The organism is Hyphomonas sp., assembly GCF_965284475.1.
Classification (GTDB): domain Bacteria; phylum Pseudomonadota; class Alphaproteobacteria; order Caulobacterales; family Hyphomonadaceae; genus Hyphomonas.
On sequence record NZ_OZ260087.1, the window covers coordinates 487,061 to 505,712 of the forward strand.

Below are 18,652 nucleotides of genomic sequence, written 5' to 3' on the forward strand. Positions count from 1 at the left end.
GCCTGATCCTGCCTGCGTCCATCCGACTCGCCTGTTAGTAACGTGTGACAGGCTTATCGGATCGCTGCAGGCGCAGGCAAGGTGTCGCCTGCTCAGCTTTTGGTGTTCACGCCGGGATTGTTCTGGGAATAGGCGTCTTCAAGCTCGGTATTGTCGGGTGCGGGTGTCACCGCGCCGGGCGTCGCCTTCCGGCTGCCCTTGTCGGCATTCAGCGTTCCAGGCACATTCGGGGATCGGTCGTCATCCTGGCTGATCACGGGGCTGGACTGCGCATCAATATGCTCGCCTGCCTCACCTTTGGGGCGCGGCTGGCCATCATCCCGCAGGATGCCATGATCATCGCCCGCATCGGGGGTCTGCCCTGCACGATAGCCGGCTTCAGCCGTTTCACTGTCGCGGCCCGGCGTTTCGCCATAGCCGCGTTGCTCGCTTAGATCCTGTTCACGTTGAGGGTCGTTATCTGCTTTTGTAAGTTTCATTTGGGACTCCTGTGTCTGGAGAACCAATGGCTGAACGAGCGGGGCGTTCCGAATACCGGCAAACAGGGGCGCGCAGGTGCGCCGATCCTGTAGCGGATTCAGGGTTTTCTCGGTCGTAAAGGAGGGTAATGGTGTGCCCAGCAGGGTTCGAACCTGCGACCTACTGATTAAAAGTCAGTTGCTCTACCAGCTGAGCTATGGGCACGCCGAAGGCGCCATTTAGGCAACGGCGCTTCCCGGGTCAACCGCTACCTGCATAGCGAGGCTTGATGTCGCCATATTTTTCGCTTCACCCTCACCATATGAGCACAAGATTAATTTGTGCTGGCGCCTTTGCTGCGCTTGCCGCATGCGCCAGCACCCCACAGTCAACGGCCCCCGCCAATGGCAGCTTTGCCCCCTCCCTGGGCAGCAATGTCAGCACCGCAACGACCAGCGCGGTGGAAAAGACGCGCGAAGGCCTGCCGGACGCTGCATTGTCTCCGCTGGAAGACCTCAACCTTCGGAGAGACGAGATTCCCCCCCTGCTGGAAGGCATGGAGAGCCCCTACGAACTCTCGCCGGTTCTGACCTGTGACGAGGTGGAGGCCCAACTGGCACGGCTTGACCTTGTGCTGGGACCAGACTGGGACACGCCCAATCCGGACGAACGCCTGCGCACCGAAATCCTCGCCGATTCGGCCGCTGAAGCGACATTGAACGCGCTGGCATCCGAGGCCCGGGGCTTCATCCCTTTCCGTGGCCTGATCCGGAGAGCCACGGGTGCTGCAGGCCATGAGAAAAAATACAACAAGGCGTTCAAGATCGGCGCGCAGCAACGTGCGTATCTGAAGGGTTATGGGCTGGCCAAGGGCTGCCCGCCGCCTGCCCGTCCGGACTTCATGGTGCACCCGTCTGTAGACGAGGACATCATGTTCAAGGGCGATTTTCCTCAGCCGCCTCCAGCCGCGCCTACGCCTCAGTCTCCGCCTTCGGCGACGACTTTGTCCCAGCCCACCTCACCGCCAATTCAGAGCGAAGGGCTTCAAACCGTCCCGCCCGAATACTGAGACGGATTTCGGCCATCAGAGCCTGGAAGAAGGCTGTGTTGTGCCAGCTGAGCAGCATGGGCCCCAGATACTCGCCCGCCTTGAACAGGTGGTGGTAATAGGCCCGTGAATAGTCGCGGCTGGCCGGGCAATCGACTCCATCATCGAGTGGCGACAGGTCTTCCGCAAACTGCGCATTCTTGACATTGACCGGCCCGGCCCATGTCCAGGCCTGACCGTGACGACCTGACCGGGTGGGCAGCACGCAGTCGAACATGTCGATGCCGCGCGCGACGCTTTCCACAAGGTCGATCGGCTTGCCAACACCCATGACATAGCGCGGCAGGGCGTCAGGCAGGTGGGGGACAGTCATGTCGATGGTGGCGCACATCTGCTCATGCCCCTCACCCACCGCCAGTCCGCCCAGCGCGATGCCGCCAAAGCCCTGCGCGACGACACCCTTGGCGGACTGCTCACGAAGGTCAGCAAAGTTCGATCCCTGGATGATGCCGAACAGGGTCTGTGTCTCGCGGTCGCCGAAGGCGTCCAGCGAGCGCTGGCCCCAGTCGAGCGACAGGGTGAGGCTGCGTTCGGCCTCCCTGTGGGTGCACGGGAAATTCGTGCACTCATCAAGCTGCATGGAAATATCTGCGCCCAGCAGGTCGGCCTGGATCTCGATGCTGCGCGCGGGTGTGAGCCGGTGCGTGGAGCCGTCAATATGGCTCTGGAAGGTGACACCATCGGCGTCCATCTTGCGCAACTGGGCAAGGCTCCAGACCTGGAAGCCGCCACTATCGGTCAGCATCGGGCCTTTCCAGCCGGAAAACGCATGCAGGCCGCCAAGACGCTTAACCCGTTCCGCGCCTGGTCGCAGCATCAGGTGATAGGTATTGCCCAGGATAATGTCAGCCCCTGCCCCGGCCACCTGATCCATATAGAGCGCCTTGACGGTACCGGCGGTGCCCACAGGCATGAAGGCCGGCGTGCGGATCTCGCCGCGCGGCGTGGTCAGGGTGCCGGTGCGGGCCGCGCCTTCGGTTGCTTTGATCTGGAAAGGGAAAGTCGCCATGCGCGAGGCCTATAAGCGTTGTGGCCCTGCCTGCCTAGGCTTCCGATGCGTCACGGCTTGTCCTGAAGGTCCGTGCGTCGCAAGCTGAAAGAAAACGAGGGACGGAAATGAAAGAACTGGCTGGCAAGACGGCATTCGTGACGGGCGCGGCATCAGGCATTGGTTTGGGCATTGCCACGGCACTGGCGCAGGCTGGTGTCAAAGTGATGATGTGCGATATCGAGAAGGACGCCCTGGACAAGGCGTTAAGCGACCTGAAGCAAACGAATGCTGACGTCGACGGCGTGATCGCGGATGTGTCCCTTAAGGACCAGTTGCAGGCCGCAGCCGACGCCACGATCGAACGCTTTGGCAAAGTGCATATTCTCGTCAACAATGCGGGTGTCGGTGGCGCAGGCGGTTATGGCCAGTGGAACGATGCGGCCTGGGACTGGACAATCGGGGTCAACCTCATGTCCGTTGTCTGGGGCATAGAGATTTTTGGACCGCTGATCGAATCGCATGGCGAGGGCGGCCAGATCGTCTCAACGGCTTCGATGGCCGGCCTCGTGGCTGCTGTCGCACCGGCCTACAACGCCACCAAATATGGTGTCGTGGCGGTGTCAGAGGGCCTGCGGCCGGAACTCGCCGCGCGTGGAATAGGCATGTCAGTACTCTGCCCGGGCTTCATCCGCACGAAAATCATGGAATCGGCACGTAACCTTCCGGGGCGCTATGCAGACAAGATTGATGGGGACGCCGCGGCGGCTCAGGCAAGCGAATCTGAATTTGCCAAAACGGCGACCGACCTCATCAATAAAGGGATTGATCCGCTCTATGTTGGCGAACTGGTCCGCGAAGCCATTGAGGGCGATTGGCCCTATATTTTCACCGACACCCAGTTCGAACCTGGTGTCGACGCGCGGTTTGCGATGATCAAGGAAGGGTTCGATCGCATTCGCGACCGGACACCCCGGCACTAGAATTCGATTTCAGCGCCAATCAGTTCCGGCAATTGCAGGACGATCAGGAGGTCGCGCATTTCCTGGCGCGCGGCCACATGGCTCATCGTGAAGGACACGTTGGAGCCTTTCTCGGTGAGGTCAAGCAGGGTCAGCCCTGCCGGAAAGAGCTCGCGATAGATCACGCGCTCGGACAGGCCGGGTGCAAGGCGGAAACCAATGCGCTTGGACAGGTTTTCAAGCGCTTCGCCGACGCGTTCCTTGTTCTTGGCGGCCAGCGGCGACATGCGATTGCGCATGACGATCCAGTCAATCGGACGGCGACTGGCCTGTGCCTTTTTCTTGCGGCACGACCAGACCATCTCCGAATAGAAGCTTGGCCGGATCACTTCGAGCGTCTGCGGGTTCACGTCGCCCAGCAGGTCAAAGTCCACGAAGCTGTCATTCAGGGGCGTAATCAGGCTGTCGGCGCTGACATGCGCAAGGCGGGACAGGAACGTGTCACCGCCGGGCGCATCGACCAGAACGAAATCACAGGCCTTTTTCAGGCGCGCGAGGCTGGACAGGAAGCGCTGGGTTTCCTCGGCTTCTGCCTTGTCGAGATCACGCTCTGTGCTGGCATCGACGCGGATGATTTCCGGCATCGGCAGCTTGGCACCGGTGGAGGTCATCCAGCGCAGGCGGTTTTCGAGATAGCGGGTCAGGGTACGCTGGCGCACGTCAAGATCGATGATGCCGACCTTCTTGCCCATGCGCATCAGCGCAACGGACAGGTGCATGGAAACAGTCGACTTGCCGGCTCCGCCCTTTTCGTTTCCGATGACAATCACCCGTGCATCGCGTTGCTGCACTGACATGTCCGGGCCACCCACCTGACTTACCGGGGCGAATCCATCTGCGGGCATGTTGGGCGACTCCACACGATCTCAGGGGTTGAAAGAAAAGGAACGAATTCCTCAGGCGACTCGCGAAACTTCCTCGCTGCCGCGACGAGTCGCGGCTGGCAAGAAGGCAGGCCGGTCGTCGAACAGGTCAGCGTCTTCGACTGGTGCCGGACCGTAGCTCGCCGCCATGGGCTCGCCATCGAACAGAAACGCATCGCCCACGAGCGCACCGAATGGCACGCCTTCCGGCATCCTGTCGAGCACCGGGGCGTGTGCCGAGATCTGTGTGAGCAGGGACCGCAGGCCGCTGAGGGCACCCGATACGCGCGACATCTCGCGTGAGAAAACATAAGCCTCAGCCGAGACCGGCGTGGCGCGCGAATCAAACATCCATTCGTCGGACAAATGGTCCGGTTCAAAAGACCGTACGCGCGGCTCTGGTGCCACAGCTTCAAGCATTTTGGACCTGCCAGCAGCGACCCGGAGGGCTGCAGAAAGCGCGAAAGACTTAATCGGAGCGAGGATGCGGTGTGTCATGGCTTTAAAATTCCCTCGTTTGGGTTAACAACACGTTTACTTCATAGCCAGTCGGGGCCTTTTCAAAGTGAATTCGCGTACAGGTAAACCGGTCACGGTCGTTAACACACGTGCCCAGCTGTCACAGTGCATCCGGGCATGGAAGCAGACAGGTGAGACAGTGGGATTCGTGCCGACGATGGGGGCCCTTCATGGAGGGCATCTCTCCCTCATTGAAAAAGCACGGGAAAAGGCCTCCCGGACCGTTGCCAGCATCTTTGTGAACCCCACGCAGTTTGCTGCCGGAGAGGATTTCGATACCTATCCGCGCGACGCAGATGCCGACATTGCCAGGCTGGAATCTGTCGACTGCGATCTGGTGTATTTGCCGTCCGTCGAAGAGATGTATCCCGAAGGCAACACCACGAACGTGCGGGTCGAGGGCATGTCAGATCTGCTCGACGGGGTCTACCGGCCGCATTTCTTCTATGGCGTCACAACGGTGGTCGCCCGCCTGTTCCTGCATGTGCAGCCCGACGTCGCTGTGTTCGGCGAGAAGGACTACCAGCAGCTGCAGATCATCCGGCGCATGGTGCGCGACCTCGGATTTCCCGTCGAAATCCTGGGGGGGGAGACAACACGCGATGGCGATGGCCTCGCCCAGTCATCCCGCAATCTCTACCTCAAGCCGGACGAGCGGATCGCCGCCGGCGCGTTGCAGGGGGCACTGCACCGGGCGTCAGTGCGGCTGGCGATTGGCGTGACGCCATCGGTTGCGCTGGACGAAGCACGGGCCCTGATCATGGCGGCCGGCTTTCGCACGCTCGACTATGTCAGCCTTGTTGACCCCGACACGCTGCGCGACCTGCCGGATACGCCGCTGGCGCCGGGAACGGTCGCGCGGCTGCTCGGGGCTGCGTGGATGGGCAAGACGCGCCTGATCGACAATATCAGCGCGACGCGGTGAAGTCCCTGAGGGCGGCGAGAACCGCCTCATTGTCCTCGGCCGAGCCAACGCTGATGCGCAGGCGGGTGGGAAGGCCGTAACCACCAACCGCGCGCACGAGAATGTCACGCGCCTTGAGGAAGTCATTGGCCGCGGCCGCCCGCTCTGCCGAACCGAAATCCGGCAGCACGAAATTCGCTTCAGAGCCCGGCGTGGCGAGGCCCATTGCATTGAGGGCATCCGTCATTTTCGCCCGCCAGAGCGTGTTGTGCTCGCGGCTCATTTGGATGAAGGCCGGATCGCTGATGCTGGCAATGCCGGCGGCAACGGCAAGGCTGTTGACATTGAAGGGCCCGCGAATGCGCTGGAAGGTCTCGGCAATCTCCTCAGGCAGATAGGCCCAGCCGAGGCGGGCTGCCGCCAGTCCGTGGATCTTCGAAAAGGTGCGCATCATCACCGTGTTCGCCCGCCGATCGACGAGGTCGCGGATGGCCGCCTCATAGTGCGGGCCGACATATTCGCCATAGGCGCCATCGATCACGAACAGGACATGCGGCGGGAGCGCATCCTGCAAAGCCGTCAGCGCATCGACTGACATCATCGTGCCGGTCGGGTTGTTCGGGTTGGCGAGGAAAAGTATCCGGGTCCGCTCCGATATGCAGGCGAGTATGGCATTGGCACCGGCCGTAAGGTCTGTCTCCGGCGCCGAAATACAGGCCGCGCCGTGGGCGGTGGCCGAGACGGCGTACATCGAAAACGCGTGCTCGGTTTGCAGGATTTCGTCGCCGGGTCCGGCATAGCATTGCGTCAGCAGATGGATGATCTCGTCTGATCCGGACGAGACGACGATCCGGTTGGCATCCGTGATGCCCATCGCCCTGGCGATGGCGCCGCGCAATGCGCCATAGGTCGGATCGGGATAGACATGAACGCTGGCCGCCGCCTCGCGCATGGCTTCGATGGCGAGGGGATTGGGCCCGAACGGGTTCTCGTTCGAGGCCAGCATCACGACGGGACCTTTGGCGCCGGCAAGCTTGCCGCCGGGCACGTAGGGCTTTGTCTTCATGATGTGCGGCAGGGGACGAATGTCGGTCATTCCGGGCGGTTACACCAAAGCAGGCTGGCGGGAAATGCCGATTTCGTCGCGCCACCCAAGAAAGCAGGCCGCCTTGTGAGGGCGGCCTACCTGCAAAAGGACAAGTGGATCGCCTAGTTCACCGAGCCATAGTCGGCGCCAGCCTCGGTGAAGTAGGCGCGCCAGAAGGCCTTCACATCAGCCAGTGGCAGGTCGTAGATCTGGCGCGGCACGATGCGGGCGACGACCTGGACACGTTCCATCTGCGGCTTGGTCTGGGCGAGTTTCGAGCCAAGATAGGCGTCATAATCGGCGCCCACCTTGTACATCGAGAAGGCCTCGGAATGCTGCATCAGGTCTGACACAACCACGACCCGACGGTTCTCGTTGGTCGACTGGAAATCGGCCCGGTCAGCGATTGTGAACAGCGCCTCGAACAAGGGCGAGCTTGGCTGGCGCGTATCTTCAAGTGCGGTTTCAATCTCGGCGATCAGCGGCTTGTAGAACGTCGACTGCCATGCCTGCTCAATCATCCGCGGATTCTGCGTGATGGGATTGGCATCGGCGATGCTGCCCGGCGAGCACTTCACGAAAATGACCTTGGGGTCATACGGGCTCGCAGCGTTCGGCGTCATCACCGTGAGCCGACCGTATTTCGGCAAGGCCCGCGCTTCATTGTCGACGAATTCATGGACCCAATCCAGGTCGTTCGGATTGAACGGATCGGACTGGTCGAGCAGGATAATCGTGTGCGCCGGGTCCTTGCGGTCCATCCGGCAGGACGTGTCTGCCATGACACTTGGCGGAATGTTGAATGCGACCAGTGCGAACAGGCCGAACACGCCTGCCAGCATGGCCCCGATCATGCCTCGCCAGAACCAGGGCCCTTTTTCTCGTCTTCTCGCCATTGTCTCTGCCTCCTGCCGCCGGGCCTAAGCCCGGCGCGCTTCGTCCACGGATACGAAGGCCTTGCCGGCGCTCTTGCCGTCACGGACCTTCTCGATTTCTTCGCCCACTTTCTTGTCGATGCTAGAGAGGCCCTTCTGGACCTGCTGAATATGGGTCTCCAGCCACTCGCGGGTCATGTTGAGCGCTTTGAGGTTCTGGTCGATCGCCTTGATTGCTGCATTCGCCTGCTCGCGCTCTTTCGAATAGTCGAAAGGCGGCAATTGGGGCGTGACGATCTCGTCGAAATAGGCCGGGCAGGCTGCCTGCTCGCCGAGCTTGTCGCGCAGCAGGTTGCGCTGGCGGCGGTGCGCCTGGCGATAGGCGACTTTCAACGAGCGCTCCTGATCGGCCGCCTTCGCCGCGATCGAGACCGCCACATCGCGGCGCGATTCCAGTTCATTCATGGCCTTTTCGATTTCACGCTTGGCGGCCGCATGGCGCGAGAGCTGGGTCTCGAACCAGAGGCGGCACTGTGTGAAATAGTCTGACAGGTCATCGCGCACGCCATTGCGCACCTGCTGGCGGCGCTCATAGGCCTTGCGCTCCTTGCGCCATACGCGGCCATAGCCCGGATAGCGGTCGGATATGCGGTCATAACCTTCGTAAACAGCGAGGCCGAATACGGTGAGCCCCATGAACAGGAGGCCGAGGGCGATGAAGCTTTCGAGGCCAAAGATGTTCGGGAACATGCTGACCAGCACGGTGCCGGGCGCGATGTCGAACATCGAGAATTCCGCCATCGTTCCAGCTTGGGTGGCCGCAATCAGTCCTGTCTCCACGGCGTCACGGAAGTGCGCGACGAAGAAGTTCAGGAGGACGCCACCGACGAGGCCAAAGGCGGTCACGATGCCGCCCAGAATCTTGAGGGCAATATGCGGATGGTTCAGCGCGTAACGCAGACCGAAAAAGCCCGTGATCACGCCAAAGCAGACGTTCACGGCGCTGACGGCAAAGGCAATCATAAGGCCGCCCAACAGGCCGGATGCCTGTGCGTCCTTGAACAGGAGTGCGTTGAACCCACCTTCGAGCACCATGATGAAGATCAGGATGGCCACTGTCTGCTCGACATTCTTTTTGATGTCGGGCGTACGGTCGCCGATCCGGTCGCCATGACGGGCACGGAAGGTCTGCAGCTCGATGATGGCGGCAGAATGGCTCTCGCGGGCATCGGTCACGTCATCCATCTCGTGATGGCGGTATTCATTCTCTTCCGACTTGATCGCCTCGCGCAACTGGTCCGGGTAGATGTCGATCGGGGTGCAATCGTGAATGAAGTTGCGGACGCTCGCAGCCGTCGTGCTGAGCCAGGTGGTCAGGCCACGGCGCACGGTTTCGGCGCGTTCGGCGATCTGCTGCTCGCGTTCGCTCCACTGGTCCTGCGTGATGGCGTCGGATGCCGGGATGGCATCGGTGGCGTCCTGCTTGGCGTCGCGCTTGGTCAGCGCACGATTGAAGCCGAGCTCACCCTGGGCCAGCTTTCCTTTCAGACCGAAATCAGACAGTTCTGCCGTCGTCTCCAGCGGCTTGATCTTCGACTGGCATCCGACGTCTGCGCCCCAGCGCACAGTTTTCTTCAGCATCATATTACCTCTTAACAACGGAAGGCTTGGTATTAACCTTCGCCGAGAATGCGCCGGACCCGTAAACTAAGCGTGAAAGCCTGCGCCTTGTTGCAAATCGGTAATGATCGTTAACGCGGCCCCATATGCCGTGGGGCCGCGAGTTAATTTTCTGAATTTATTCAACCCATTGCGTTAACCGCAATCACAGCGAATCACACCTTTCGAAGGCGTCGCGGCCTCCAGGATTCTAACAAGGCCTGTAACAGTTTTTGCAGTGGCCAATTAGCAACACCTATTACAGGGCCAATGTCAGGTGCCCTGTTCGGCTGGCGCCGGCTCAATGATTTGCGGCACATCGGTGAAGGGCTTGATGCCGAAATAGGGATAAATCTCGCTCGGGAAATAGACGACACCGTCCTTGGCGACGAACGTAATCGTTTTGATCGCCTTCAGGTCCTCGACCGGATTGCCGGGCACGAGGAAGAAGTCTGCCTTCTTGCCGGGCGTGATGGAGCCAAGCTCATCTGCCAGCCCCATATAGGCCGCTTCCTCAAGTGTCGCCCGGGCGAGGATTTCTGCCGGGGTAAACCCGACATTCTGGTAGAGTTCGAGCTCGCGATGGAGGGTGAACGAGCCACCCATGTCGGTTCCGAAAAGGATCAGGATGCCGCGATCCTTCATGCGCTTCAGCGTGTCGGTGATCTGGTCGAAGGCACCGGCATAGGCTGCATCATCTTCCGGAGTCTCGATATTCGACCAGGCCGCGCGGGCATCGCGCTGGACGCCGACCGGCATGTGATCGACATAGTCGGCCATGCCGGGCTGGACTTCGCCATTGCGCGACAGGAGCAGCGCCTCGTGGATCGCATAAGTCGGGTCGATGGCAACATTGTTTTCCGCCATGAGATCCAGGGTGTGCCGCACGATATCACTGTCGAGATCGAGCCTGGGCAGGCGCTGGAGGGCGGTCAGGCGCAGCAAGGTGCGTGTGTCCTCGTCTTCGGCCAGCACCCAGCCGAGCATGACCTGGTTGATATGGGTCATCTCGTCATAACCGGCTTCAATCATGGCATCGGCATTGGTGAACGCCGGGACGTGTCCGGCCACACCGAGGCCGCGCTTGCGGGCCTGAGCGACCATGGCGGAAACCCAGGCCGGGTTCATCGAATTGTAAATCTTGATCTGGAAGAAATCGCCTTCATCGGCATAGGCATTCACGGCAGCGATGGCCTCGTCTTCGCTATTGACCAGCGTGCCATTGTTCGAGCTGAACGGGCTCTTGCCTTCGATGAAGCCATTCTTGACGACGCGCGGCCCGGCGAGGAGGCCGCTGTCCATCTTTTCGATCAGCGTGTTGAGCACACCATTGTCATTGCCCATGTCACGCACCAGAGTGATTCCGGCGGCGATATTGAGCAGGGCGTCGTCCTGGCCCAGATGGGCGTGCATGTCAGTGAGGCCGGGAACGAGGGTTCCGCCCTTGCCGTCGATAACGGCCTCTTCGGGATGACTGGCATTGGCTGCATCGATTGACTTGATCACGCTGCCTTCGACACGCACGGAGACCGGGCCGGTCAGTGCCTTGGTGACCGGATCGAAGATGCGGACATCCGCGATGCGCAGGGGGCTGTCGAACGTGTGGGCCGTCTTGGCCTGAATGGTTTCGAACCGGTTGGTCGAGAGGGACACGGCCAGATCGTTGAGCTGTTGCTCGGCCTCTTCATAACCGGTGCGGACAACTACGAAGCTCGGAGAGATCAGCGCGAACAGGGTCTCGGATTCGTCGAGCAGGAAATAGGTCGGGTCGAGGCTTTCCCCTGTCAGGGCATAGGCCGTGGCCGAGACGACGCCCGGCGTGCCGTCGACGGTGGCCGTTTCCAGTGCTTCAAGGCGCAGGGCGCCTGCGGGAAAGGCCGGCAGCGTCTGGTCTTCATCGGCCAGCAGGGCGCTGGAGTAGATGGCGAGCGAATAGGGCGTCGGGTTCTGCGCGATATAGATGGACGGCTCGGTGACCGGGGCACTGCCGGGGCCGGTCGTGTCGACCCAGCTGGCCGTGCCTTCGGCGCGCGAGAAGCTCTCCGCGATCCTGTTACCGAACGTGGTGTTGCCATCGACGGTCCAGCTGACCGGCAGGCCGTCGTCGCCGAGCGTAATGGATTCAGCGAGTGTCGGGCCACGGCCATTGTTGCGGTATTCGTAATTGACCGAGATGTCGTCGCCAGTGCGGGTGGCCGTCAGGGCGCCGATCCTGGTCTTGTTGGTGAGGATGGAATAAGTCTCGACCGTCGGCATGGGCGCCTCGGCGACGGGCGCTTCGACCAGCGTTTCATCCCGGGTGGAGGCCGCATGCGTGCAGGCGCCAAGCCAAAGCGTGCCACCCAGCGCGGCCAGTGCAATCCGGTTCATCATCGCGAAAATCTCCCGTCGCCGCGCGCCCCTTGCGCTGCAGCTCTGGAGATTGGTCGCACAGATGATGACGCGGCGCTAGGTCAGGCCCAGCACGTGCGGCGCCTGTGAGGGCGCTTTGGGGTAGAACTGGCGTGTCAGGATCAGGCGCAGCGTCCGCTGTCGGGGATGGGATCGATCCGGCCTTGCCCTGCGCGCGCTTGGGCCTGCTTCGGGGTCGTCGCGGTGCGCTGGTAGATCGGTTCTCAGCTCCGTCGTTCGCCGGGGATACGGAGTCTCTTCCGAGCTCAGGGCGAGCCTGAGCTGATCCGATAGTGGTGCACGAATGAGACTGACGCGCCCTGTCTTTGTGAGCCACCGGAGCATCTGGCTGCCGGAGCCGCCGTTTTCCCTGAACCGTGCCTTGAGGCGCTGAATCGGGAAGAAGATCAGCGGCGAGAGCAGGGAGAAGGTTGGCATTGGTGGGCAATGTACACCGGGTCAATCTGGGTGGGGAAAGAGGCCCTCACCTCCCACTGCCTTCGTCAGCGGGTCCCTCCTCTCCCACGCGCGGGAGAGGGGCTGACCGCGCTGAATGACCTGCCCCCTCTTCCTGTAGGAGAGGAAGGGCCCGTCGCACAGCCATCGGAGGTGAGGGCCTTTCGGCCTTACGCCATTTCGATGATGGTCACGTTGGCGATGCCGCCGCCTTCACACATGGTTTGCAGGCCCCAGCGCTTGTTACGGGCTTTGAGGCCGTAGACCAGCGTGGTCATCAGCTTGGTGCCGGTGGCGCCGAGCGGGTGGCCAAGAGCGATGGCGCCGCCATTGACGTTGAGCTTGTCCGGGTCGGCGCCGGTATGCTTCAGCCAGGCCATCGGGATGGAGGCGAAGGCCTCGTTGACCTCGTACAGGTCAATGTCGGCCATCTTCATGCCGGCGCGCTGGAGGGCACGGTCGGTGGCGAAGAGTGGCTCTTCCAGCATGATGACCGGGTCACCGGCGGTAACGGTGAGATTGTGGATGCGCGCCAGCGGCGTGAGGCCATAGCGCTTCACGGCCTCGGCCGAGGCGACGAGGACGGCGGACGAGCCGTCGCAAATCTGGCTGGACGTGCCGGCCGTGAGAATGCCGCCTTCGGCCATTGTCTTCAGGCCCGCAAGCGCTTCACGCGTTGTTCCGGGGCGAATGCCTTCATCGACCGTGTGCATTTCGATCTCGCCTTCGGGCGTGATGATTTCGACAGGCACGATTTCGTCAGCGAAGGCACCCGCCTCTGTCGCGGCGGCAGCACGGCGCTGGCTCTCGACGCCGAAGGCATCGGTGTCGTCGCGCGTGAAGCCATGCTTCTTGGCGACCATTTCGGCGCCGACGAACTGGCTGAAGCCCTTGATGCCGTATTTCTGCTTGATCGTGTCGGAGATGGGCGAGATGCCGGAGCCCGGCAGGTAGTTCGAGCCCATCTGGGCGCGCGACATGGATTCGACGCCGCCCGCGATGACGACATCCTGTGTGCCGGACATGATGGCCTGCGCGGCGAACTGGATGGCCTGCTGGGACGAGCCGCACTGGCGGTCGATGGTGACGGCAGGCACGCTGTCGGGCAGGCCCGAGGCGAGCACGGCCATGCGGCCGACCTGGCCAGCCTGTTCGCCAGCCTGCGTGACACAGCCGAAGATCACGTCCTCGATGACGGCGGGGTCAATCCCGGCGCGGGCGACGACGGCGTCCAGCGCGCGTGCACCGAGATCGTTGGCGTGGATGCCCGAAAGGCGGCCATTGCGGCGGCCCCCGGCGGTGCGCACGGCGGCGCAGATATAGGCTTCAGCCATGATTGTGTTCCTTCCTTTGCGCCGCCGGGCGGCGTGTTCCGTGGTGATGGAAGGAATGTAGGAAGGGTTCCCTAAGGGCGAGCAAGGGGGGGATTGGGCGGCGGCGTGTTTTGCTCAGCCGAGCCGCTTTTCCAACAGAAGCGTCGTCAGCCCGCTGTTCCATTCCTTGTCGGGATAACGACCCGTTTCGACATAACCGCGCGCGGCATAGAAGGCCTGGCTGCGCGTATTGAACGTGTCGGTTTCGAGCCGGGCGGCGGGGAAGCCTTCGCGGGCGATTTCGCCTTCGGCGCGATCCATCAGCGCCGTGCCGACGCCGGAGCGGGCATGGGCGGAATGGACGTGGAGCGCATGCACGAAATCATCCTGCCAGTCGACAAAGCCCACGACGGCGCCCGCGCGGGTTGCAACCTGGAAGATATGGCCGCGCACGGCGACATAGGCAGCGGGGCGGCTGCCTTGCCGGTAGGCCGCCACGGCCGCGGGCGTGATCTGGGGGCGCCATGTGGAGTCGAACGTGTCGTGCAGGATGGCGACGAGGGCGGCGCTGTCTGTGGGGAGCGCGAGGCGGAGTTGGAGAGACTGAGACATTGGGCGATGGTGAGGTAAACCGGCGTGGCGGGCAATGGAGCGTATCGCTGCGTTGAGCCCACGGTTTGCGGACTGGAAGCGGATTTCGCGGAGCGAGTCCGCCCGACCCCTGCCTGACCTCCCCCTTGCTACGCTTGCCGGACAGTTAAATCCGCACGGCATGAGCCGACCAGGTGATCAACGGAGCCCTACTGCTTGACGCGTCCCGCAAACTCTAGCGTTCGAAAGCTCAGTCATGCATTCCTGATTGCCGACGAATGCGCACGCCTGAAGGAGCTACTTTCCTGTGTCGAGCGATGATTGCTCGCCAAGCCGATGCTCGACATGCAGTCTGCCTGGCGACAACATGGCCAGGCTCTCGCTTTTCGCTGCTGCGTGCTCGAGCCAATAGGACGCCAACGCGTCGTTCTGCTCGACGTTTTGGTAACAGTACATCAGTGCCGCCCCGATCTCGCTCAACCCAAGCGCGCAGTCTTTCTCGGCGCTCTTCATCAGCAAGTACATCAAAGTCCTGCTTTCAAGGTCTTCATCGTCCTTGCTTGTTTCAGCGCACCTGAACGCCATGCGCGCGATCTCGTCTCCGCTCTAGACGGTGACGCTATCGTGCCAGGAAGCAGATTCTTCCGGTGGGAGACGTGTCACTTCCTCAAGAGGCTTCAGGTTTGTCGAGCTGCACGATTTGGATTTCAACTTTTCGGTCAATGTTTCAGTCAGGGCATCCAGGTCCATCGTGGGCACATGTTGCGATGATCGCTCTCGCACTGCCTGGTTGTCACAACCAGATGCCAACAAAGCAGTCATAATTGCCGCGAGCACTACGTTGCTCCGCATACGAAACACAAAAAACACTACAGCGGAATGTTATCGTGCTTCTTCCACGGATTTTCCAGCTGTTTGGTGCGCAGGGTGCGGAGGGATTTGGCGATGCGGCGACGGGTGGAGTGGGGCATGATGATGTCGTCGATATAGCCCTTGCGGGCGGCAACGTAAGGATTGGCGAAATTGTCTTCGTATTCCTTGGTGCGCGCAGCGATCTTGTCCTTGTCGCCCAGTTCCTTGCGGTAGATGATCTCGACCGCGCCCTTGGCGCCCATCACGGCGATTTCGGCCGTGGGCCAGGCATAGTTCACGTCGCCGCGCAGGTGTTTGGAACTCATTACGTCATAGGCGCCGCCATAGGCCTTCCGTGTAATGACGGTGACCTTGGGCACGGTGGCCTCGGCGTAGGCGAAGAGGAGTTTCGCGCCATGCTTGATGAGGCCGCCATATTCCTGCTTGGTGCCCGGCATGAAGCCCGGCACGTCAACGAAGGTGACGACGGGAATATTGAAACAGTCGCAGAAGCGCACGAACCGGGCTGCCTTGCGCGAGGCGTCGATGTCGAGCACGCCGGCAAGCGTCATCGGCTGGTTGGCGACGAAGCCGACCGTGGAGCCCTCGATGCGGCCGAAGCCGCAGATGATGTTGGCGCCGAAATTCGGGCTGATCTCGAAGAAGTCGCCTTCGTCGGCGACCTTAGTGATCAGCTCCTTCATATCATAGGGCGTGTTCGGGTTTGGCGGGATCAGCGTGTCGAGGCTTTTCTCCACGCGGTCGATATCGTCATGCACGGGCCGCAGCGGCGCCTCTTCGCGGTTTGACAGCGGCAGGAAATCGACCAGGCGGCGCATCTGGGTGAGCGCCTCGATATCGTTCTCGAAAGCGCCGTCAACGACGCCGGACTTGTTGGCATGCACCGACGCGCCGCCAAGGGATTCGTGGGTGACTTCCTCATTCGTCACGGTTTTCACCACGTCAGGCCCCGTGACATACATGTAGGACGTGTCCTTCACCATGAAGATGAAGTCTGTCAGGGCGGGGGAATAGACATCGCCGCCCGCGCAGGGGCCCATGATGACGGAGATTTGCGGGATAACACCGGAGGAAAGGACGTTTTCCATGAAGATGTCGGCATAGCCGGCAAGCGAATCAACGCCTTCCTGGATGCGCGCGCCGCCGGCATCGAAGATCCCGACGACGGGCGCGCCGTTCTGAACGGCCATTTTCTGGACCTTAACGATCTTGGCTGCATGGGCCTTTGACAGCGAACCGCCGAAGACGGTGAAATCCTTCGAGAACACATAGACGAGGCGGCCATTGATGGTGCCCTGGCCGGTGACGACGCCGTCACCAGGTATTTTTTGCTCAGCCATGCCGAAATCGGCGCACTGGTGTTCCACGAACATGTCGAATTCCTCGAAACTGTTCTCATCGAGGAGAACAGCGACGCGTTCGCGCGCGGACAGTTTGCCCTTTTCGTGCTGCTTCTCGATCCGGGCGGCGCCGCCACCCTGACGGGCTGCTTCGCGGCGTGCTTCCAGTGCGTCGATTACATCCTGCATTCGGGGCCTCTCCCTGCCATAAACCTGTTGTCCAGACTGATAAACGGCGTGGCTGGCTTGGCAAGTGCGGCAATCGATGACGGCGCGTCAGCATGAGGCCGGGCGCCGGGCAGGAAAAAGGCCCCGATCGCGAGACCGGGGCCTTGTACGGGCAGGACGGGCCTAGTAGCCGCGCCGCCCGTTTGCGTGACGGTAGCCGCGCTTGCCATGGGCCGGGAGCCCCTGAATATCGACGACCTGACCGCGCCGGATGGTGCAGGTCACGTCGCGCTCGATATCCCGGCGACGGTTTTCGAACTCGACATCATCCAGCACGACCCGGAAGCCATGGGGGCCGATCTGGCGGACGCGGCGGTCATTGTCGAAATCCACGTCGCGATAACCGATACGATAGGCTTGTTTCGCCACCACACGGCGGCAGGCCTGTACGGCATCCCGGCGCAGGGCGCGCACTTCCCGCTGGGACTGGCCCCACTGGTTGACGCGGTAGTCGCGCCGGTCGTGGCGGCCGTACCGGTCATTCTGGCCGACCTGGACCACGAGGGACGTGTTGGCGCCGAGTTTCTGCTCGAGTTGAACAATCGCCCCGCGAACCGGGTCTGCACCAGCAGGGGCAGCGAAGAGCGCCGGTACAGCAAACGCTGCAGCAGCCACTCGAAAGGTCATGATACGCTTTATCATGGGTGCAGGAAAACACGGGGCATTGGAACCGGGTGTGAAGCGAGCATTCATCCTGCGTTCGGCCACGGAGGGCCTGCCGGAAGGCGGATCAGCCCAGCGCGCGGAACCAGACGCCGAGCGCCTTGGCCTCCAGCCGGCGGGCTTCCGTGGCGGCCTTGGCCTCGTCATCCTCGCCCCATTGGTCGGCCTGCCAGGCCTCGTCAATGCGCGAGACTTCGAACGCATCCTCGGCATTCATCGCCTCCTGCTCAACCGCCAGCGCCAGAAGCGCGGAGCCGAACAGGCCGGCAGCATAGAGCAGGCCGGTCAGCCTGAACGCATCGAGACCGAGCGCATGCTGGCGGGCCGCCTCAAGCGAGGCGTCCGGCTGCGGCGAGGCGATGATGCCGATAACGGGCACAAGATTGACGCCGAGCGTATCGCCCGCCCAGTCGCGTACAGGCGCCCAGTGGGACTCTTCGGCCCCGGCAAGTTCGTCAGGCGTTTCGGCGATGTGGCAGATGAGGTCCGTCTCGCAATAGCGGGCAAGCTCGTCAGCCATATCGTCTCGCGCGTCTTCGACCCGGTCGATGGCCACATTGGCAAGGCGGGTCAGGTGCATGGCCGCGAGGTCGATATACTCTTCCTGCGCATTCCATTCGGCGGCGATCGCCTTGGCAAGGCGCTCAGCCGGGAGCGTGAGCGGGAGGCGCGCGGGCGTCTTGATACTGCGGCCATCAAGCATGACGGTCCAGCCGCCGTCGATCTTGTCTATGGCGGCCTGCTTGTAGAAGCGTTTCGGATTGTCAGAAGATGGTTTGGTCATGCTGCAGGCTTTAGGCCCGCTGGCGCTTTGTTCCAAGGGGGATTTCAGACTTTTGGCTCCAGGCGACTGTTCTGGGCAGATACGAAATCCGGCGCAGTGAGGTGCAGCACGTCCTGGACATAGCGCGAACCGGGCTCCACCAGAGCCAATGTCTGCCCGTAAGCCACAGTGCGGAACTGGTCTGCCTTGAGGCTCGTTTCCACGACGACACGGAACTGTGTGCCCATATCCGGAATATAGTCTGGCAACGGTTCACCCCGAACGATGTCGCTCTCCATCGGTGATTTGTGCATGCAGATTTTCTGTTCGACCAAACCCAGTTCGCAGCGCGCACCTTCCAATTCGAAATTGCGGTCAAACGCATCATAGTCTGACTGGACGAAGTGATCGACAGGTTCTGCACGAACAGCTTCCTGCTTCATCATCATGTATGTAAGGAAAGCAGTGAGCGTCAGCGCGGCGACGCCGACAATGCCGGCTTCGAACTTCCAGCTGCCTGTCGTTTCTCTCTGAGAGGGTGTCATGTAAG

The 18,652-nt window shown here is 61.7% G+C and carries 18 protein-coding genes and 1 tRNA gene; 3 read left to right on the forward strand and 16 right to left on the reverse strand.

The annotated features are described in order from the left end of the window. Window positions 1-92: 92 nt before the first annotated feature. Both ACQ66M_RS02165 and ACQ66M_RS02170 read right to left on the reverse strand, forming a co-directional pair. Window positions 93-479, reverse strand: coding sequence for a hypothetical protein (locus tag ACQ66M_RS02165; RefSeq protein WP_350170797.1), 387 nt, complete (start codon window positions 477-479; stop codon window positions 93-95). A 129-nt stretch (window positions 480-608) separates the two neighbouring features. After that, a tRNA-Lys gene (locus tag ACQ66M_RS02170) sits at window positions 609-684 on the reverse strand. A gap of 97 nt (window positions 685-781) precedes the next feature. Here ACQ66M_RS02170 and ACQ66M_RS02175 point away from each other — a divergent pair. After that, window positions 782-1,528: a hypothetical protein gene (locus tag ACQ66M_RS02175; RefSeq protein WP_430401567.1), complete on the forward strand. Its 747-nt coding sequence runs from the start codon at window positions 782-784 to the stop codon at window positions 1,526-1,528. Here the strand turns inward: ACQ66M_RS02175 and tgt are convergent. Continuing rightward, window positions 1,431-2,576 (reverse strand): tRNA guanosine(34) transglycosylase Tgt, encoded by a 1,146-nt coding sequence (gene tgt / locus ACQ66M_RS02180; RefSeq protein ID WP_430401568.1) that lies wholly within the window; start codon window positions 2,574-2,576, stop codon window positions 1,431-1,433. The two genes, ACQ66M_RS02175 and tgt, sit on opposite strands and share 98 nt — an antisense overlap. Before the next feature lie 107 nt (window positions 2,577-2,683). Between tgt and ACQ66M_RS02185 the strand changes: the two genes are divergently transcribed. Further along, window positions 2,684-3,538, forward strand: a complete 855-nt coding sequence (locus ACQ66M_RS02185) for an SDR family NAD(P)-dependent oxidoreductase (RefSeq protein ID WP_430401570.1) — start codon at window positions 2,684-2,686, stop codon at window positions 3,536-3,538. Here the strand turns inward: ACQ66M_RS02185 and ACQ66M_RS02190 are convergent. Beyond that, on the reverse strand, window positions 3,535-4,422 hold the full coding sequence (locus ACQ66M_RS02190; RefSeq protein ID WP_299950732.1) for a division plane positioning ATPase MipZ: 888 nt from the start codon (window positions 4,420-4,422) through the stop codon (window positions 3,535-3,537). The two genes, ACQ66M_RS02185 and ACQ66M_RS02190, sit on opposite strands and share 4 nt — an antisense overlap. A 51-nt stretch (window positions 4,423-4,473) precedes the next feature. Then, complete coding sequence (locus ACQ66M_RS02195; RefSeq protein ID WP_350170749.1) at window positions 4,474-4,860, reverse strand: hypothetical protein; 387 nt, start codon at window positions 4,858-4,860, stop codon at window positions 4,474-4,476. A gap of 145 nt (window positions 4,861-5,005) precedes the next feature. Here ACQ66M_RS02195 and panC point away from each other — a divergent pair, with 145 nt between their 5' ends. Further along, on the forward strand, window positions 5,006-5,884 hold the full coding sequence (gene panC / locus ACQ66M_RS02200) for a pantoate--beta-alanine ligase (RefSeq protein ID WP_430401572.1): 879 nt from the start codon (window positions 5,006-5,008) through the stop codon (window positions 5,882-5,884). Here the strand turns inward: panC and hisC are convergent. From hisC to ACQ66M_RS02255, 11 genes are all read right to left on the reverse strand, one after another. Further along, window positions 5,868-6,959 (reverse strand): histidinol-phosphate transaminase, encoded by a 1,092-nt coding sequence (gene hisC, locus ACQ66M_RS02205; protein WP_430401574.1) that lies wholly within the window; start codon window positions 6,957-6,959, stop codon window positions 5,868-5,870. The two genes, panC and hisC, sit on opposite strands and share 17 nt — an antisense overlap. A 113-nt stretch (window positions 6,960-7,072) precedes the next feature. Next, window positions 7,073-7,846, reverse strand: coding sequence for a hypothetical protein (locus ACQ66M_RS02210; RefSeq protein WP_350170746.1), 774 nt, complete (start codon window positions 7,844-7,846; stop codon window positions 7,073-7,075). Window positions 7,847-7,870: 24 nt separating this feature from the next. Then, window positions 7,871-9,466 carry a hypothetical protein gene (locus ACQ66M_RS02215; protein ID WP_430401575.1) on the reverse strand — a complete coding sequence of 532 codons (1,596 nt, stop codon included), beginning with the start codon at window positions 9,464-9,466 and terminating at the stop codon, window positions 7,871-7,873. Between the two features lie 291 nt (window positions 9,467-9,757). Continuing rightward, entirely contained in the window at window positions 9,758-11,857 is a 2,100-nt protein-coding gene (locus ACQ66M_RS02220) for an amidohydrolase family protein (RefSeq protein WP_430401577.1), read from the reverse strand. A 644-nt stretch (window positions 11,858-12,501) separates the two neighbouring features. Next, window positions 12,502-13,665: an acetyl-CoA C-acetyltransferase gene (locus tag ACQ66M_RS02225; RefSeq protein WP_430401579.1), complete on the reverse strand. Its 1,164-nt coding sequence runs from the start codon at window positions 13,663-13,665 to the stop codon at window positions 12,502-12,504. A gap of 114 nt (window positions 13,666-13,779) precedes the next feature. Further along, window positions 13,780-14,256 (reverse strand): N-acetyltransferase family protein, encoded by a 477-nt coding sequence (locus tag ACQ66M_RS02230; protein WP_430401581.1) that lies wholly within the window; start codon window positions 14,254-14,256, stop codon window positions 13,780-13,782. Between the two features lie 276 nt (window positions 14,257-14,532). Then, window positions 14,533-14,760, reverse strand: a complete 228-nt coding sequence (locus tag ACQ66M_RS02235; RefSeq protein ID WP_430401583.1) for a hypothetical protein — start codon at window positions 14,758-14,760, stop codon at window positions 14,533-14,535. A 344-nt stretch (window positions 14,761-15,104) separates the two neighbouring features. Next, window positions 15,105-16,637, reverse strand: a complete 1,533-nt coding sequence (locus ACQ66M_RS02240) for an acyl-CoA carboxylase subunit beta (protein ID WP_350170740.1) — start codon at window positions 16,635-16,637, stop codon at window positions 15,105-15,107. Between the two features lie 162 nt (window positions 16,638-16,799). After that, complete coding sequence (locus ACQ66M_RS02245) at window positions 16,800-17,303, reverse strand: hypothetical protein (RefSeq protein ID WP_350170739.1); 504 nt, start codon at window positions 17,301-17,303, stop codon at window positions 16,800-16,802. Window positions 17,304-17,406: 103 nt separating this feature from the next. Beyond that, window positions 17,407-18,123 carry an ATP12 family chaperone protein gene (locus ACQ66M_RS02250; protein ID WP_430401585.1) on the reverse strand — a complete coding sequence of 239 codons (717 nt, stop codon included), beginning with the start codon at window positions 18,121-18,123 and terminating at the stop codon, window positions 17,407-17,409. Between the two features lie 44 nt (window positions 18,124-18,167). Continuing rightward, window positions 18,168-18,647 carry a hypothetical protein gene (locus ACQ66M_RS02255; RefSeq protein ID WP_430401587.1) on the reverse strand — a complete coding sequence of 160 codons (480 nt, stop codon included), beginning with the start codon at window positions 18,645-18,647 and terminating at the stop codon, window positions 18,168-18,170. Between the last annotated feature and the right edge of the window lie 5 nt (window positions 18,648-18,652).

Excerpts from the sequence above, each read along its gene's own strand:
- ACQ66M_RS02220 (WP_430401577.1), bottom strand. The coding sequence starts at position 11,857 with ATGATGAACCGGATTGCACTGGCCGCGCTGGGTGGCACGCTTTGGCTT.
- ACQ66M_RS02255 (WP_430401587.1), bottom strand. The coding sequence starts at position 18,647 with ATGACACCCTCTCAGAGAGAAACGACAGGCAGCTGGAAGTTCGAAGCC.
- ACQ66M_RS02175 (WP_430401567.1), top strand. The coding sequence starts at position 782 with ATGAGCACAAGATTAATTTGTGCTGGCGCCTTTGCTGCGCTTGCCGCA.
- ACQ66M_RS02190 (WP_299950732.1), bottom strand. The coding sequence starts at position 4,422 with ATGCCCGCAGATGGATTCGCCCCGGTAAGTCAGGTGGGTGGCCCGGAC.
- ACQ66M_RS02210 (WP_350170746.1), bottom strand. The coding sequence starts at position 7,846 with ATGGCGAGAAGACGAGAAAAAGGGCCCTGGTTCTGGCGAGGCATGATC.
- ACQ66M_RS02235 (WP_430401583.1), bottom strand. The coding sequence starts at position 14,760 with ATGTACTTGCTGATGAAGAGCGCCGAGAAAGACTGCGCGCTTGGGTTG.
- ACQ66M_RS02250 (WP_430401585.1), bottom strand. The coding sequence starts at position 18,123 with ATGACCAAACCATCTTCTGACAATCCGAAACGCTTCTACAAGCAGGCC.
- ACQ66M_RS02245 (WP_350170739.1), bottom strand. The coding sequence starts at position 17,303 with ATGACCTTTCGAGTGGCTGCTGCAGCGTTTGCTGTACCGGCGCTCTTC.
- ACQ66M_RS02225 (WP_430401579.1), bottom strand. The coding sequence starts at position 13,665 with ATGGCTGAAGCCTATATCTGCGCCGCCGTGCGCACCGCCGGGGGCCGC.
- ACQ66M_RS02185 (WP_430401570.1), top strand. The coding sequence starts at position 2,684 with ATGAAAGAACTGGCTGGCAAGACGGCATTCGTGACGGGCGCGGCATCA.
- ACQ66M_RS02165 (WP_350170797.1), bottom strand. The coding sequence starts at position 479 with ATGAAACTTACAAAAGCAGATAACGACCCTCAACGTGAACAGGATCTA.
- ACQ66M_RS02240 (WP_350170740.1), bottom strand. The coding sequence starts at position 16,637 with ATGCAGGATGTAATCGACGCACTGGAAGCACGCCGCGAAGCAGCCCGT.
- ACQ66M_RS02215 (WP_430401575.1), bottom strand. The coding sequence starts at position 9,466 with ATGCTGAAGAAAACTGTGCGCTGGGGCGCAGACGTCGGATGCCAGTCG.
- tgt (WP_430401568.1), bottom strand. The coding sequence starts at position 2,576 with ATGGCGACTTTCCCTTTCCAGATCAAAGCAACCGAAGGCGCGGCCCGC.
- hisC (WP_430401574.1), bottom strand. The coding sequence starts at position 6,959 with ATGACCGACATTCGTCCCCTGCCGCACATCATGAAGACAAAGCCCTAC.
- ACQ66M_RS02195 (WP_350170749.1), bottom strand. The coding sequence starts at position 4,860 with ATGCTTGAAGCTGTGGCACCAGAGCCGCGCGTACGGTCTTTTGAACCG.
- ACQ66M_RS02230 (WP_430401581.1), bottom strand. The coding sequence starts at position 14,256 with ATGTCTCAGTCTCTCCAACTCCGCCTCGCGCTCCCCACAGACAGCGCC.